Origin of the sequence: Pseudomonas sp. RC4D1 (genome assembly GCF_018390395.1) — a bacterium.
Classification (GTDB): domain Bacteria; phylum Pseudomonadota; class Gammaproteobacteria; order Pseudomonadales; family Pseudomonadaceae; genus Aquipseudomonas; species Aquipseudomonas danubii.
This window is the reverse complement of the sequence record NZ_JAHBAW010000001.1, coordinates 2,303,291-2,318,822: the sequence shown is the minus strand read 5'-3', so window position 1 is coordinate 2,318,822 and position 15,532 is coordinate 2,303,291. Positions and strand designations below refer to the sequence as shown.

Below are 15,532 nucleotides of genomic sequence, written 5' to 3'. Positions count from 1 at the left end.
GGTCCGGCGCCCTTTAAGTGATCAACCCTGAGCGGCCAGGGCCTCGACAGGTTCAATAGTATCCTGGCGCACCACGGCGCCGAACTCCTGGACCATCTGCTGGATGAACGGATCGCCGTGGATCGAGTCCTCCGCCTCGCGCTGACGGTCGGCCCGACGCCTCGAAGCGGCCTGGGCCGGGGTTTCCTGCTCGGGCTTGATCAGCTCGATGGTCAGGGTCAGGGTACGTCCGTGGTACTGGTTCAGCGCGTCATTGAGCCGGCGCTGCTGAGTGGCGTTGAACAGTGCGCTGTGGGCCGGGTCCAGGTGCAACAGCCAGTTGTCGCCCTCTACGGTCATCAGGGTGCAGTTGGCGGCGATGCTGCCGGTCATGCCGGAGATCGGCAGTTTCGGGAACAGTTGCAGCCATTCCAGAGCCAGGCCGGTGGCCGGCTTGGCAGCAGGTTCCGGCTCGGGCTCCGGGGCCGGATCGGCGGCGTGCTCGCTGGCCAGCTCGTCCAGGTAGCTGTAGGCCGAATCCATGTCCGGCTCGATGTAGTCCTCGTCCAGGGGCGGCTCGTCGTCCAGATCAATGCCCGGGGTGGCAGCGTCGACCTCGGCCACGCTCGGCTCGGGCACAGGCGCACTGACCCACTCCGGCGCATCCGGCACCACGCTGTCGGGCGTTGGAGTTGGCATTGGCGTCAGCTCGGGCTGTTCGGCCACCACGTCCAGCACCGGTTCAACAGCTGGTTGCTGCTCGATCTGCGGCGCTACCGGATCGTTCCAAGGCAGGTCGACCACCTCCTCGGCGGCCACCGGCCCAGGCTCGACGTCAACCGCTTCGACGGCAAGCGCTTCGGCAACCGGCGGCGCGACAGGTACAGGCGCGACCGGCGGATCTGGAATCGGAGCCGGAGCGGCAGCCGGTGCGACCGGCGCGCTAGCAATAGGAGTAATGGGAGCCACAGGCACAGCAGGTGCTGGTACCGCCACGGCTTGGGCGGAATCAACTGTGGCCTGGCTGATCCCCACTAGCTTTAGCGGCTGTCTCGGTGCATCCGCGGTCTCCGCCGGGCGGAAGGCCAGCATCCGCAGCAAGACCATTTCGAAGCCCCCTCGCGGGTCCGGCGCCAACGGCAGGTCGCGACGGCCGATCAGGCCCATCTGGTAATAAAACTGTACGTCTTCGGCCGGCAGCGCCTGGGCCAGAGCCAGTACCCGGTCACGATCGCCATGACCGTTGTCGACCCCTTCGGGCAACGCCTGGGCAATCGCGACCCGGTGCAGCACGTTGAGAATTTCCGAGAGCACGCCGTTCCAGTCCGGGCCCTGCTCCGCCAGATGGCGCACAGCCTCCAGCAACGCCTTGGCGTCACCATTGATCAGGGCATGGAGAACGTCATAGACCTGGCCGTGATCGAGGGTGCCGAGCATCGCTCGCACGTCGGCGGCCATGACCTTGCCTTCACCGAAGGCGATGGCCTGATCGGTCAGGCTCATGGCGTCACGCATCGAGCCGTCGGCGGCGCGGCCCAGCAGCCACAATGCGTCGTCTTCGAACGGCACGTTCTCTACACCCAGCACATGGCTCAGGTGCTCGACCACCCGTTCGGGGGTCATGTTCTTCAGGGAGAACTGCAGGCAACGGGACAAAATGGTCGCCGGCAGCTTCTGCGGGTCGGTGGTTGCGAGGATGAACTTGACGTAGGGTGGCGGCTCTTCAAGGGTCTTGAGCAAGGCGTTGAACGAGTGACTGGAAAGCATGTGCACTTCGTCGATCAGGTAGACCTTGAAGCGCCCGCGGCTCGGCGCGTATTGCACGTTATCCAGCAGTTCACGAGTGTCCTCGACCTTGGTCCGGCTCGCGGCGTCGATCTCGATCAGGTCGACGAAGCGTCCTTCGTCGATCTCGCAGCACACCGAACAGGTGCCGCACGGCGTGGAAGTGATGCCTGTTTCACAATTCAGACATTTGGCAATGATCCGCGCGATGGTGGTCTTGCCCACCCCGCGGGTGCCAGTAAACAGATAGGCGTGGTGCAGCCGCTGGCTGTCCAAGGCATTGATCAGAGCCTTGAGCACATGGGTCTGGCCGACCATTTCGCGGAACGAGCGCGGACGCCATTTACGTGCAAGAACCTGATAACTCATCGAAAACCGTCGCAACTGGAAAGCGGAAGCCGGTAATGCTAGCGGAGCAAGGGCGAAATTGCATCCGGCGCGCTCGTCTAATCTGTCTAAGCTGCATTTCGCAAAGGATTGCTCGGTCGTTAGAACCGTGGGAGACCGTATGCATTTGACCTGGGGCGCCCTGCTACTCTTGAGCACCAGCCTGGAAGCCGCCGAAGCGCCTTTACGCTTTGTCATCGCCGACAGCTGGGCCATGCCGACCATCGAGGTCGATGGCGAGCAACCCACCGCCGGCATCCTTTACGACACCATGAACAGCCTCGCCCGGCATATGGGCACCCGTGCCGAGTTCCACGTCCTGGCCCGCGCCCGGGTGCAGAACGCCATGGCCCAGGGCGAAGTCGACGTGCGCTGCTTCGCCGCACAAGCCTGGCTGCCGAACCTGTCCGGGGATTACCTGTGGAGCGTGCCGCTGTTCGTGCAACGCAACCTGCTGGTCAGTAACCGCTACCATCATGAGCCGATCAACCCGCAACAGTTGCCCACTCAGCACATCGGCACCGTACTGAGCTACACCTACACCTCGCTGCAACCCCTGTTCGAGAGCGCCCAGCTGATTCGTGACGATGCCCGCAACGAGGAGCAAGTCCTGCAAAAGCTCCAGGTAGGACGCTACCAGTACGCTATCGCCAGCCAATGGACCCTGGACTGGTTCAACAAGACCCAGTCCTCCGGCAAACCCTTGCACCGCGTCGCGCTGCTGCAGGAGCAAGCCGTGGGCTGCTACGTGCGCAATGACCCGGCAGTGCCGGCCCAGCGAATTCTGCGGACCCTGCTGAAGATGAAGATGTCCGGCGAGATCGATGCCATCGTCCAGCGCTACGTCGACCCGCAGACCGGCGCTCAGGCCTCCGACACCGTGTCGCCCTGAAGCGTGCCGCACCGCCACGGCAGCGGCGGCTCGAAGTTGCTTACCCACTCCAGCACGGCGTCAGCGGGCATGGGCGCAGCAATGAACTCACCCTGGGCCACCTCACATCCGAGGGCCATCAATCGCTCGCCATGGGCCAGGCTTTCCAGGCCCTCGGCCACAACTTGGCGGCCAAACGCCCGGGCCAGCCCGACCAGAGCCTGAATCAGGGCCTGGTCATCCTGGTCGTGAAGCATGTCGCGGACAAACAATCGATCGATCTTGATGGTCTGGGTACGCAGACGCTTGAGGTAGCTGAGGGACGAATGCCCAGTACCGAAGTCCCCCAGGGAAAACTGCACACCAAAGCCCTGGCAGGCATCGAGGCAATCGCTGACTCGCTGAATATTGTCGATGGCCACCGACTCGACGATCTCCAGATCCAGCAAGACGGGTGACACATCCGGGTAGCGATCGAGCATCCCCTTGAGCCGCTCGACAAAATCCGTGCGCTGGAAATGCCGGGCCGCGACGTTCAGGCTCACCGGCCAGACATGGCCCGCCGACTGCCAGCGTTGCAACTGACTCATCACCTGATCGATGACCCACTCGCCGATGTCGACGATGAGGTCGGTCTCTTCCACCTGAGGCAGGAAATCCTGGGAACCCAGCATCCCGCGCTGCGGGTGCTGCCAGCGCAACATGGCTTCAAACCCCACCACCGCGCCGCTGCGCATGTTGACCTTGGGCTGGAAATACAGCTGCAGCTCGCCGCTGTTCAGCGCCTGGCGCACGTGCTCCACCGTCTGGTAGGTGACCATCACTTCGCGATCACGCAGGACATCGAACAGGTGGAAGCGATTGCGTCCGCTTTGCTTGGCCACGTACATCGCCTGGTCGGCGTGGCGCAGCAAGGTATCGGCATCATGGTTATCGGTGGGAAACAGGGTCACCCCAATGCTGGCAAACACATTGATGTCCTTGCCCTGGATCGAATACGGCTGGGAAATGGTCGCCAACACCCGCTGCAGTGCCGCCCGCAGCTCCAGCATGTCCCTTACGTAACGCAGGATCAGCACGAACTCGTCTCCGGCCAGGCGTGCCACCACATCTTCGCCCCTGATGATCGAACGCAGGCGCGCAGCCACTTCCACCAGCAGCAGGTCACCACAGGCGTGACCGTAGCCATCATTGACCGCCTTGAAACCGTCCAGATCGAGCATGCATACCGCCAGGGGAATATTCTCCTGGCGGGAGAAGTCCAGCGCCTGGTGCAACAGATCGGAAAGGAAGGCCCGATTGGGCAGACCAGTGAGCACGTCATGCCCAACCCGCCATTGCAGCGAATGCAGCAACTGGCGCTTCTCGCTGACATCGAAGCGGATCGATACATAGCGCATCACCTTGCCGGAGCGCTGATCCACCAGGGGCACCATGGTGCTGTCGACCCAGTACAGGCTGCCGTCCTTGGCACGGTTGCAGATCTCACCTTTCCACACCCGCCCCTGGATGATGGTCTGCCACAGCTCGGTAAAGAACTCCGGTGGATGCAGCCCCGAACTGAGCATCCGGTGGTTGGCTCCGATCAGCTCTTCACGGCTGTAGCCCGAGATCTGGCAGAACAGGTCGTTGACATAGGTGATGCAACCGCCGAGATCTGTCTCGGAGAAAATGGCGGCGGCATCGACGGCCCTGCGGTATTTCTCATCCATGAGTCGAACTCACTGTCGCTAGCGGTTGAACCGCTCGACCAAGGCACGCAGCCCGGAAGAGATGTTTTCCAGCTCCGCGCCGCGAACGACTCCGGCGCTGGCATTCTCGGCAGTGCGCTGCACCGTGGCGGCGACACTGTTGATCTGTTCGGAAACCGATTCAGCTACATGGGACTGCTCCTGGGACGCCGCAGCCATCTGCTGACTCATGTCGGTGATACGCTCCACCGCGGCGCCTATGCCCTGCAAGGCTTGCTGCGCCTGCAAGACCTGCTGCACCCCTTGTTCGGCTTCCTCGATGCCCAGGCTGGCGATCTGCACCGCCTCATCGGCACCGGCCCGCAGGCTCTGGATGATGCCCTGGATCTGCTGGGTGGACTCACGAGTCTTACCGGCCAGGGCGCGCACCTCATCGGCCACCACGGCAAACCCGCGCCCCTGCTCTCCGGCCCGAGCGGCTTCGATGGCTGCGTTCAAGGCCAGCAGGTTGGTCTGGTCGGCAATCGCCTGGATCATGCTCGCTGCCACCATGATGTCCTGGGTCTGCCCGGCCAGGTCACCCACCGCCTGATTGATCTGGGTAACAGTGCGGGCCAGCAACTGGATGGCGTCACGGGAAGTGCCCGCCACCTGGCTGCCTTGCTGGGCCAGCAGGTTGGCAGTGTGAGCCTCACTGGCGGTGTGCTGTACGTGTTCGGCAACCTCGGTGATCGAAGCGGCCATCTGGGTCATGGCAGCGGCCGTCATGTCGGTCTCCGCTCGCTGTTCCAGCAGCGCCGACTCAGTGCGGCTGGACAACTGACTGGAGTCGGCCGCCGCCGTAGCCATCTGTCGAGCCAGGTCGCTGAGTCGGGTCAAGGCGGTTTTCAGCCGCGCCTCTTCACTGGCCAGGATCAGTTGCAACTGCGCCGCCGGCCCCAGCGCGTCGCTGTAAGCCAGGGCACAGATCGGATCGGCAAAGGTGTTTGGAGTGCTACGGACAATCTGCTTGAGCTGCTGCCCCAAACGGCGCTGGGCCATCAGCCCGACCCCCACGAACCCCGTGACCGTCAGCCCCTGGGCCAGCAGCGTCGGCAACCAGGTGAATGCCGCCAGGCAACCCACCGCCACCGCTACCGGCAACAGCAATGGCCTGGCTGCTGCCTCCAGGTGCCGCCAGGCCGAGACCGGTGCCTTGTCAGCACGCAGTCGCGCATAGAGGATTTCAGCGCGGTTCACTTGCTCCCGGGTCGGCTTGACCCGCACCGACTCATAACCCACCAGTCGACCCTCTTCGAGGATGGGCGTGACATAGGCGCTGACCCAGTAGAAATTGCCGTTTTTGCAGCGGTTCTTCACCACGCCCATCCAGCTCTGCCCTGCCTTGAGATACCCCCACATCGACTCGAACACCGCCGCCGGCATATCCGGGTGACGCACCAGGTTATGGGTGCTGCCAATCAGCTCGGCCTGGCTGAAACCACTCATCGCGGCGAATTCGGCATTGCAGTAGGTGATGTGGCTGTTGGTATCGGTGGCGGATATGAGCCGCTGCTGGTCGGGAAAGGTCTGCTCAACAGAGGTGACCGGCAAATTGAGACGCACTTTAGAACTCCATAGACAGCCTGCGATCAACAGCACCGGGAAGCCGGCAACAGGTTGATTCGAAATGTACTTTCCTGGCGGTACGACTCAATCGAAAGGATCGCCCTGATTGCAGCCGTACAGCGGTTTGCGCGGCAGTTGACCGTCGATTCGACGAAGATCAACTAGGATCAGATAAGGCGTCAGGTGGGGGACGGCGGACGGTGCGTTGGCGGGATTTACGAGACGGTCGAGCCTCTGCCAAGTCCTCGGTTTAGGTGAACAAGGGAAATGCAATGATTTCTTGTTTCATAAACCTGCCCTCTGAAACTAGATCACCAAATACCTGTCCGAAGCGCCGATTCTACGAAATGCATCACATTTTGCAAAGCAAGGTGATGAATCATGGTGTTGTCTAATGCCAATATTTATCGTTAAGTTCTTGATTCTAAATGGGAATTGAGCGATGCAAATTTCAAGTTTGGGTGCAGCCATCAAGCGTTATCGAAAGGTAGCGGGGCTTACTCAGGCTGAACTAGGTGAAAAAACCGGTTTTGACCCAAAAACCATCAGCCGCTTCGAAACCGGCACCTACACCCCCAGCGTTGAAGCTCTATTTCTGCTAGCCGAAGTACTGGGAGTGAAGCTGAAAGCCTTCTTCGCCGATCTGGGCGACGAAGAGGAACAGCGGGCTTATTTGTTCGGTGTCATTCACAAAGCCACCCCGAAGGATCTGGGAAAGCTGATAGCAGCGGTAGACCAGGCCTTGTCCAAGCCTTGAGCCCCGCAACAAATCAACGAGAAGAGGCACGCTTATCACCCCTGATAAGTTGGCCTCTTTTTTAATCCACGACTCCTGACAGGAACTGACAGACCCAGCCCATAAGCTTGTGCCCACAGCACAGCCCAAAGGCCCCTGGAGTCGTCATGATCAGTAACACCTACTTCCTGCTTTATGTGGACAGCCCGCCCCTCAGTGCAGAGTTCTACAGCCGCCTGCTGGACAAACAGCCGGTGGAATCATCCCCATCCTTCGCCCTGTTCATCCTCGACTCGGGGATCAAGCTCGGCCTCTGGTCCCGGCACACGGTTGAACCGAGCGCCCAATCAACCGGTGGTGGCGGCGAACTGGGCTGGGCCGTGGACAGTCGAGAAGCCGTGGACGAATTGCATCGCCACTGGCAAGCGCTGGACATGACCATCGCCCAGCCCCCCACCCAGATGGACTTCGGCTACACCCTGCTCGCCCTTGATCCGGACGGACATCGCTTGCGCGTGCTCTATCTCACTGTCGACTGAATCCATGCCCCAACAGAGGCGCTATACCAGCGCCTTCCCCGCCAGCGCTGAGAGATTACTAGAAACACCTCATTGAGCCCTCCAACACTCATCGCTATCCTCCCCGCCGACTTGTCACAATTTGTAAGGGAATACGATGAAGTACCTGCGCCTCCTCATGGCGATGGCCGTCCTCTGCGCCACGCCCCTCCTTGCCTTTGCCGCCGCGCCGAACGAGAGCAAGGACGCCGAACCCCAGACCGCCGAACAGTTTCTCGCCTCGCTCTCCCCACGCCACGGCAACGTCAAGCTGCCCGGTGATATCGCCAGCCTCGACCTGAGCCAGGAGTTCTACTACCTCAACCCCAAGGACACCGAGAAGCTGCTGACCGAGGGCTGGGGCAACCCACCCGGCTTCACCACCCTGGGCATGATCGTGCCCAGCGCAGTCAGCCCGCTGTCCGCCGAAGGCTGGGGCGTGATCATCAGCTACAAGAATGACGGCCACATTTCCGATGACGACGCGGCGAAAATCGATTATCAGGACCTGCTCAAGCAAATGCAGGAAGCGGACGAGGAAGACAATAAGCAACGCAAGGAACAGGGCTACGGCGCCATCCACTTGCTGGGCTGGGCCGAACAGCCAAGCTATGACGCGCAATCCCACAAAATGTACTGGGCCCGCGAACTCAAGGCTGAAGGCGCCGAGAGCAACACCCTGAACTACAGCATCCGCGTACTGGGGCGCGAAGGCGTGCTGGAACTCAACGCGGTCGCCTCCATGGACGACCTGGCAACTATCAAGCGCGAAATTCCCAAGGTCCTGGCCTTCACCAACTTCACCGATGGCAACCGCTACGCCGACTACAACCCCAGCACCGACAAACTGGCGTCCTATGGCCTGGCCGCCCTGGTGGCCGGTGGCCTGGCCAGCAAGGCTGGCTTGTTCGCCAAGCTGGGGGTACTGCTCCTGGCCGGCAAGAAGTTCATTGTCATCGGCGTGCTCGCACTTGCCGCGTTCGCCGGCCGGCTGTTGAAGAAAAAAGGCTGACTGCAAGGTGCAACGCCCCCCGCATGATGAGGGGGCGTTGCAGCTTATCAACCACCCTGTTTTACCTGCACATCTCGCTCCTTCGCCGGCAAGGCCCGCAGCCGCCAACGCCCTTCCAGTTGCATGGCCATCACACTGCCCAGCACCACGGCCGCCCCCAGCACCACAGAAGATTGCACCCGCTCTCCCAGGACCATCGCAGCCAGCAGCATCGCCGTCGGTGGAATCAGATACATGGCGATCGACGCCCGACTGACCTCCACCCGCTCCAATACGTAAGCCCAGGCCAGATAGGCCAAAGCACTGGGAAACAACCCCAGCAACAGCACCGCCAGATTCACCCGCCACGACGCCTGTGCCACCGCCTCGGGCAACCCGGGTGCGTACACCGACAACAGCAACGTACCGCCCCAAACCATGTAGCACACCGTGGTCAACACGCCGTAGCGCCCGGAAAAGCGCCGTTGCAAAACGAAGTACAACCCCCAGGAAAAAGCCGCCAACAACACCAGCAATCCGCGCGGTTCGACCGAGCCCAGCCCCTTGTCGGCCGCCACCACCAGCACCGCTCCAAGCAACCCCACCACCACGCAGCCCCAGCGCCAACCACTGACCGGTTCCTTGAGCCAGAAGAAGGCGATCAGCGTGCTGAAGATCGGTGCCGACTGCGCCAGCACGCTGGACGCGCCGGCACTCAAGCCCTGCTGACCATAATTGAGGCTGACGTGATGCAGGGTGATGGCAAAGAACCCCAGCACCAGCAGCCAAGGCAGATCACACCAGCGCGGCAGGGATATTTTCAACGCCACTGCCATTGCCGCCATGAACAGCGAAGCGATCAGGAAGCGCAGCAGCGCCAGATGCCCCGGACTGTAGCCCTCAAGGCCAATATGGATACCCACCGGCGAATAGGCCCAGCACAGAATGACCGCAGCGGTAGCCAGCAATAACTTGAACCCAGGTAAGCGCTTCACGGCACAGGCATCCAGACAATAAGAAGAAACGCAGTCTCTCGCCCCTCATAACTCACCACAACTAACCGATACTAAGGCTACCCCTCACTGGAAATGAGCAATGGAACTGACCCAACTGAAGATGGTGAAAGCCGTGGCCCGCTCCGGCAGCATTGCCCGCGCGGCCGAGCAATTGCATTGCGTGCCCTCTAATATCACCAACCGCCTCAAGCAGCTGGAGAGCGAACTCGGTACCCCGCTGTTCACCCGGATCGGGCGCGGGCTGAAGATCAGCCCGGCCGGGGAAATATTCCTCGGCTACAGCGAGCGAATCCTGGCTCTGGTCGACGAAGCCAAACGCGCCGTGGACAGCCAGGCGGAGCCCAGCGGATTGCTGCGCCTGGGCTCGATCGAGTCCTGCGCTGGCGGCCGCCTGCCACCGCTGCTGGCGCAATACCACCGACGCTACCCCAAAGTGAACGTGGAACTGGTAACCGGCACCTGGTCGCAACTCTTTGAAGAACTGCAACACCAGCGTATCGACGGTGCCCTGGTGGCCATCAATACCTTGCCGCCCAAGCTTCAGCAAACCGTGCTCTACCACGAGCCACTGGTGCTGATTTCCAGTGCAGGCACCGCCCCCATCCGCAGCGCCAGCGATTTGCAGGGGCAGAATCTGTTCATGTGGCCACCGGGCTGCCCCTATCGCCGCGCCCTGGAAACCTGGCTGGCCAGGCACGGCCTGAACCTGCCCATTACCGGGTATGCCAGCTGGGGCACCATTATCGGCTGCGTCAGTGTCGGTGCCGGCGTCTCGCTGATACCGGAAGGTGTGCTGGAACGCTATTCACAATCGGCGACCCTGAACGTGCAGCGTTTCAGCGACCTGCTGCCGGTGGACAACCGCTTTGTCTGGCACCAGGACGTGAAGCGCCACAGTGCACGGGATGCGTTTGCCCAGTTGTTGCGGGAACAGCTGGGAGCATGACGCCCTTTCCCGGCAAGCCGGCGAGCGTTTCGGCACAATGCACGAGCGCCCCGGCACAACAACGGACTCAGCCTGCCAATAGACTCGTCTTTCATCACCAACACCCAGACGAGCCCCTCATGAAAAACCGACTTTTACTCAGCGTGCTTTCCTTGGGTCTGAGCCTTGGCGCCCACGCCGCCGAGTTCAGCATCAGCAGCCACGACATCAGCGACGGCCACCCCTTGAGCCCTCGTGAAGTGTTCCAGGGCTTTGGCTGCGAAGGCGGCAACACCTCTCCCGAACTGTCCTGGAAAAATGCCCCACCGGGCACCAAAAGCTTTGCTATCACTGTTTATGATCCGGACGCCCCCACCGGCAGCGGCTGGTGGCACTGGACCCTGGTCAACCTCCCGACTTCCACCCAGCAACTGCCCAGAGGTGCCGGTAGCGCCAACGGCGAGCAACTGCCGCCCGGCGCCATTCAGGGGCGTACCGATTACGGCCAACCCGGCTTTGGCGGCGCCTGCCCGCCAGTGGGCGATAAACCGCATCGCTATCAATTCACCGTCTGGGCATTGAAGGTGGATAAACTGCCCCTCGATGCCCAGGCCAGCGGTGCATTGGTGGGCTACATGCTCAACGCCAACGCCTTGGCCAAGACCACACTGACCGCTACTTACGGACGCTAGTAACGATGAATGCCCCTGCCGGCCTGCAGCATCATGAAAGCCGTATCGACACCTGCGTCATCCGCGCCCGGCAAGCCCATGCCCTGCAACGGGTACCGATTTTCGTCAGTGCTCTGTGCCGGGTGCGCCAGGGCGAGAAACGCATGGAGTGGGACGACCGCCAGATGCGCGTGGGCGGCCAGCACCTGATCCTGCTTCCGGCGGGACGCGAAGTGGGCATCAGCAACTATCCGGGCGCGCAGGGTCACTACATCGCCGATGTCGTGACCTTTCCTGCCCCGGCCTTGCGGGCGTTCAGCCTGCGCTACCGCCAGCAGATCATTACCCGTCCCGGGCGCAGCGGCGCGGACCTCTGCGTCCCCCTGGAGCGGCACACCGCCCTGGCCTGGGACAACCTGCTGGAGTGCATTGCCAGCGATGCACCGGACGCCCTGCGCAGCCACTACGGCGAAGCGGTGCTGCTGGCCCTGGCCCTTGGCGGCTGGGCCGGCCCATTGCTGCTGGATCGTCACGACCCACTGTGCGAACGGGTGCAACAGATCCTCATGAGCAACCCGGCGCGGGACTGGACAGTAGCCTGCGTCGCCGAGCGCCTGAACCTTGGGGCTTCCACATTGCGTCGCCAGCTGGCGAACGAGAACGACAGCTTCAGCAACATCCTCGAGAACGTCAGGCTGGGCCTGGCCCTGCAGTGGCTGCAAACCACGCCACGCCCCATCGGTGAAATCGCCGCAGCCAGCGGCTACGCCTCGGCATCACGTTTTGCGGTGCGCTTTCGCAAGCATTACGGGCTTTCGCCCCGAGAACTGCGGGCAGCTATCTAGCCAGCGCGCATCACTGCGACAGGCCATCCATCACCGCATCGATGAAGGGCGCCTTTTGCGCGAGATACTCGCCAATGCCCTCGCGATTGCCGGCTTCAAGCCGAAGCTTAAGATCCTGATATTGCTGACGGATGCCGCTGTCCTGACGCAACAGATCACGAAAACGCAGCATGCGCCCGATCTGCTCATGACCACAGATGCAGACATGCACTTTGTGGGTGCGCACACCCTCGACATCGCGGCGGTAAAAGTGATGCCCCGGGGACAGATCACTGCCCCGGACATAGCCCAGGGTCGCCATGAAGGCATTGCGCGCAGCCTCATCCCGGTGCTCCACGACTACTGCCAAAAGATCGATTTCCGGCTTGGCCGCCAGCCCTGGAACAGCGGTGCTGCCCACATGCTGAATATCCACTAGCTCGACGCCCAAGCCCTGGGCGATACGCGCTTGCTCGGCAGTGAAGGCCGCAGGCCAGTGATTGTCATAAGCACAGATTTTACTGGTCAGCGCCATTGGCACTCCGTCCCTGGTAGCAAAAAAACGCGAGAGCTTAACTTCGATAGGCAACCCTTGGAATCCTCCAGGTCGCAGAAGCAGTCTTTGAAGAGGCCGTAGATGGCGCTACGCGCCTTCCCTGCGCCCATCAAACTCAAACCAGAAACTGGCGCCACCACTAACGGATCGGCCGTACATGAATTCGCTCAACAGGTCGTCATTGAAGTGCTTGTGATAGGCATTGCCATACAACAGCCGGGTTCGCGGGTTATCAATCAACAACGCAAGCAGAAGATACTGCTCGGTCCAATAGATCTGATGATCAATCACCCAACTCTGCGGCAGCGCAAAGGGAAGAAAGACATCATGCACATGGACAAAGATCTTCTTGGTTATTTTCGGCAGCAGGCGCAAGTAAATGTGCAGGCAGTCGCTACCGGTCTTCACCGTATGCGTGGAGTCGATAAAAAGGATATCGCCATCTTGCAGAATGGCGTTCAGGCACTCGACCGTCAGTTCCTGAGCCGGCCTTACCTGCAACTCAAGTGCCCCCTCGGCCCCCAGCGCAGCAATGAACGGCCGCGGGAAGGGCTCGATGCAATGTAACCGCCCGACCGCGTTCCTGGACAATGCCTCCAAGGCAATCAGCGAAGAAAAACCACTGCCGATCTCGACAATGTTCCTCGGACGGATGCGCCGTATGTAGGCGTAGTAGGCCATGGCGTCACTGCCTGTGAACTGGCCGTTTTTCCAGAAGTACGAACGACTGTTTTCCTTATCCCCGGTTTGCGCCGGAGTGAAGTCGACCCCATATCGAATCAACTCGACAAGCTCTGCCCGCAGCTTGTCCCGATCAAATATTCCACAGTGCAAATACGGCGGCTCTGCTTCGCGGTATTCATAGGAGTTGAATGTCTCGGAAATCGATGGCGTGTTCGAGTAGAAGTTCACAGGAATCAAGTTAAGTCCATGCCCCTGCAAGCGCTCCCTGTCCTGCTGGTCAGCCCACAACAGTTTTTGCATCACGGGCAAAGCCGCATTGAATTCCTTATCCGTGAGGCGCGCCATCTTATCGACTTCCTTGTTCAAGCTACGTTGGATAAAGCAGAAGACCTGCTATAGGTCCTTTCCCTTTCGGAGAAACAGCGTAGACCGCTCAAGCCCGACGTGCAGCGCAGCGCTTTTGAACTGACAGCAAAAACTCTTGCCGATGGATAAGCCCCTCAGGCTCGCCACAGGCTGGCAAGGAGCAAAAGATATGCTTGAGAAAACGACGGACGCATAAGATCCAGCACCACGATTCGGAAGCTTTAGGCCGAGTGGCGGTACAACGTTAGGTAGGATCGAAGCGATACGGATATATCACGCCTTGTACCAGCGCATGGCAAAGGGTGAAAAACAGCTAGAAGAGAATCATTTGAAGATTGGAGGCAACCCCACCAGCCACACCCCGGCACACAATGTTCCCGCTGTGGCTGCTGCCTTCCGGCTCTGACCAGGTTCACGGGTAATCGTTGCGGGGGGACCGATGGGGTCACCATAACGACGTTCGCCTGACGGCGAGCCGCGCCATTGTACCTATCTGAGTTGAACTTACAACCGCTCGTTGCAGATTAAAAAATCCGATGAGCTTCAAGCACTTGGATACACCCCTGGGTGAAAGTCTTCCCCCATCGCCTGAAGGACGGTGGAGTCAGTCCAGGGACAGCACTTCGTCGGCACGGCCGCCTTCTTGCTGGATCACCAAATGAATGAAATGCAGCTTGGCAATCACCGCCGGCGGCAGGATGAAGGGGTAGAAATCCGGCTGGCCCATGCTGCGTGACAGTTCGTTGAGCATGCCAGCCAATTCGATCCAAGCGTTGACGAAGGCCAGGAACGCCGGTCCGCCAGGATGCTGCGGGTCGTACAGGCTGCTCAGGGGAAACGGCTGGTAGTCGAGATCGACGTCGCGGGCACTCATGCCAAAGCCCAGGGCGGTGTCCACCGCGTCCATCATGTGCAGGTAGTGAGCCCAGGTTTCCGCCCAGTCCTCCCAGGGGTGCATGGTGGCGTAGGCGCTGACGTGGCTTTGCTGCCAGCCGTTTGGCGCGCCCTGCTGATAGTGTTGCTCCAGAGCCTCGGCGTAGCTGTAGCGCTCGTCGCCGAACAAGCTGCGAAACGACTCCAGCCAGGGGCTGTTGGCAATCAGCCGATCCCAGTAGTAGTGCCCCACTTCATGGCGAAAGTGCCCAAGCAGGGTGCGGTAAGGTTCATGCATCTGCGCCCGCACCCGCTCGCGATGAGCATCATCGGCTTCCTTGATATCCAGGGTGACCAGGCCATTGGCATGTCCGGTAATGGGCGTCCTTCCCTCAAGATCAACACCAAGGAAGTCGAAAGCCAGGCCCCGCGCTTCGTCGTCGCTCTTGGGGATCACTTGCAGCCCGAGGGCAATCAGTTGGGCGACCAGGCGGCGCTTGGCGATTTCCACTTTGCGCCAGCGCTCCGGATTCTCCGGGACGGACAAGTCGGGGATGGTGCGGTTGAGGTTGCAGGCTACGCATAGATTACCGGTCAGGTGGGCCGGCAACAGCCAGTTACAAGCGGCGGGCGTGTCGAGGTTGGCGCAGCGCTTGAACGCCCCCGCCTCAGGCTCGGCATCCAACACCCAGGTCCCGGCGGCGGGCCCCGGCTGCAGGGACGACAGACAGCCTGATTGCGGCGCATAACCGAGCAAGGCAGAGCACGCCAGGCACTGGCTGTTGCGAAAGAACAGCGACTGCCCACAGCGGCATGACCAGAGTTTGCTGTTGCGTGAGCGGTCACCGACGAAGGGCGCGGCGATCCGGGAACTGAGCTGCTCGAAGAAACGGTACATGACGCATCCTCCCTGGGGCTTGCCAAGACTAGATCATCCTGGCTGCCTCATCGTTCCCTCGGCCTGTCAGGAGCCGGCTTGCTGGCGAAACCATCGCTGCCCAGCCGGCTCCCA

General features: G+C 61.1%; 14 protein-coding genes and 1 other RNA gene. 7 read left to right on the top strand and 8 right to left on the bottom strand.

The window, feature by feature from the left end; translation table 11 throughout:
- Positions 1-21 precede the first annotated feature (21 nt).
- A complete protein-coding gene (gene dnaX / locus KHO49_RS10635) occupies positions 22-2,133 on the bottom strand; it encodes a DNA polymerase III subunit gamma/tau (RefSeq protein WP_213664997.1) in 2,112 nt (703 codons plus the stop codon).
- Positions 2,134-2,272: 139 nt separating this feature from the next.
- Here dnaX and KHO49_RS10630 point away from each other — a divergent pair, with 139 nt between their 5' ends.
- Positions 2,273-3,043 (top strand): substrate-binding periplasmic protein, encoded by a 771-nt coding sequence (locus tag KHO49_RS10630; protein ID WP_110652561.1) that lies wholly within the window; start codon positions 2,273-2,275, stop codon positions 3,041-3,043.
- Here the strand turns inward: KHO49_RS10630 and KHO49_RS10625 are convergent.
- On the bottom strand, positions 3,016-4,734 hold the full coding sequence (locus tag KHO49_RS10625) for a putative bifunctional diguanylate cyclase/phosphodiesterase (protein WP_213664996.1): 1,719 nt from the start codon (positions 4,732-4,734) through the stop codon (positions 3,016-3,018). The two genes, KHO49_RS10630 and KHO49_RS10625, sit on opposite strands and share 28 nt — an antisense overlap.
- Positions 4,735-4,752: 18 nt before the next feature.
- Positions 4,753-6,318 carry a methyl-accepting chemotaxis protein gene (locus tag KHO49_RS10620; RefSeq protein WP_102863815.1) on the bottom strand — a complete coding sequence of 522 codons (1,566 nt, stop codon included), beginning with the start codon at positions 6,316-6,318 and terminating at the stop codon, positions 4,753-4,755.
- A 445-nt stretch (positions 6,319-6,763) separates the two neighbouring features.
- On the opposite strand from KHO49_RS10620, the gene KHO49_RS10615 reads away from it, so the two are divergent.
- From KHO49_RS10615 to KHO49_RS10605, 3 genes are all read left to right on the top strand, one after another.
- Positions 6,764-7,078, top strand: a complete 315-nt coding sequence (locus KHO49_RS10615; protein WP_011060220.1) for a helix-turn-helix domain-containing protein — start codon at positions 6,764-6,766, stop codon at positions 7,076-7,078.
- 146 nt (positions 7,079-7,224) lie between these two features.
- Positions 7,225-7,596: a VOC family protein gene (locus KHO49_RS10610; protein ID WP_102878997.1), complete on the top strand. Its 372-nt coding sequence runs from the start codon at positions 7,225-7,227 to the stop codon at positions 7,594-7,596.
- A 136-nt stretch (positions 7,597-7,732) separates the two neighbouring features.
- Complete coding sequence (locus KHO49_RS10605) at positions 7,733-8,626, top strand: DUF2167 domain-containing protein (RefSeq protein ID WP_213664995.1); 894 nt, start codon at positions 7,733-7,735, stop codon at positions 8,624-8,626.
- Between the two features lie 47 nt (positions 8,627-8,673).
- Here the strand turns inward: KHO49_RS10605 and KHO49_RS10600 are convergent, their stop codons facing one another.
- Positions 8,674-9,600 (bottom strand): DMT family transporter, encoded by a 927-nt coding sequence (locus tag KHO49_RS10600; protein ID WP_213664994.1) that lies wholly within the window; start codon positions 9,598-9,600, stop codon positions 8,674-8,676.
- A 100-nt stretch (positions 9,601-9,700) separates the two neighbouring features.
- Between KHO49_RS10600 and KHO49_RS10595 the strand changes: the two genes are divergently transcribed.
- The 3 genes from KHO49_RS10595 (at position 9,701) to KHO49_RS10585 (ending at position 12,062) form a co-directional block, all read left to right on the top strand.
- Positions 9,701-10,567, top strand: a complete 867-nt coding sequence (locus KHO49_RS10595; RefSeq protein WP_213664993.1) for a LysR family transcriptional regulator — start codon at positions 9,701-9,703, stop codon at positions 10,565-10,567.
- A gap of 119 nt (positions 10,568-10,686) precedes the next feature.
- On the top strand, positions 10,687-11,238 hold the full coding sequence (locus KHO49_RS10590; protein ID WP_102863820.1) for a kinase inhibitor: 552 nt from the start codon (positions 10,687-10,689) through the stop codon (positions 11,236-11,238).
- A 5-nt stretch (positions 11,239-11,243) separates the two neighbouring features.
- Positions 11,244-12,062, top strand: a complete 819-nt coding sequence (locus tag KHO49_RS10585; RefSeq protein ID WP_110596952.1) for a helix-turn-helix transcriptional regulator — start codon at positions 11,244-11,246, stop codon at positions 12,060-12,062.
- 10 nt (positions 12,063-12,072) lie between these two features.
- Here KHO49_RS10585 and KHO49_RS10580 read toward each other — a convergent pair whose 3' ends face one another.
- From KHO49_RS10580 to KHO49_RS10565, 4 genes are all read right to left on the bottom strand, one after another.
- The gene (locus KHO49_RS10580; RefSeq protein WP_110652556.1) at positions 12,073-12,576 is read right to left on the bottom strand and encodes a GrpB family protein; all 504 of its coding nucleotides are present in this window, start codon (positions 12,574-12,576) and stop codon (positions 12,073-12,075) included.
- A gap of 108 nt (positions 12,577-12,684) precedes the next feature.
- Positions 12,685-13,626, bottom strand: a complete 942-nt coding sequence (locus KHO49_RS10575; protein WP_110652555.1) for a class I SAM-dependent methyltransferase — start codon at positions 13,624-13,626, stop codon at positions 12,685-12,687.
- A gap of 366 nt (positions 13,627-13,992) precedes the next feature.
- Positions 13,993-14,089, bottom strand: an RNA gene (gene ffs, locus KHO49_RS10570) — signal recognition particle sRNA small type.
- 162 nt (positions 14,090-14,251) lie between these two features.
- Complete coding sequence (locus tag KHO49_RS10565; protein WP_213664992.1) at positions 14,252-15,418, bottom strand: zinc-binding metallopeptidase family protein; 1,167 nt, start codon at positions 15,416-15,418, stop codon at positions 14,252-14,254.
- Positions 15,419-15,532: the final 114 nt, after the last annotated feature.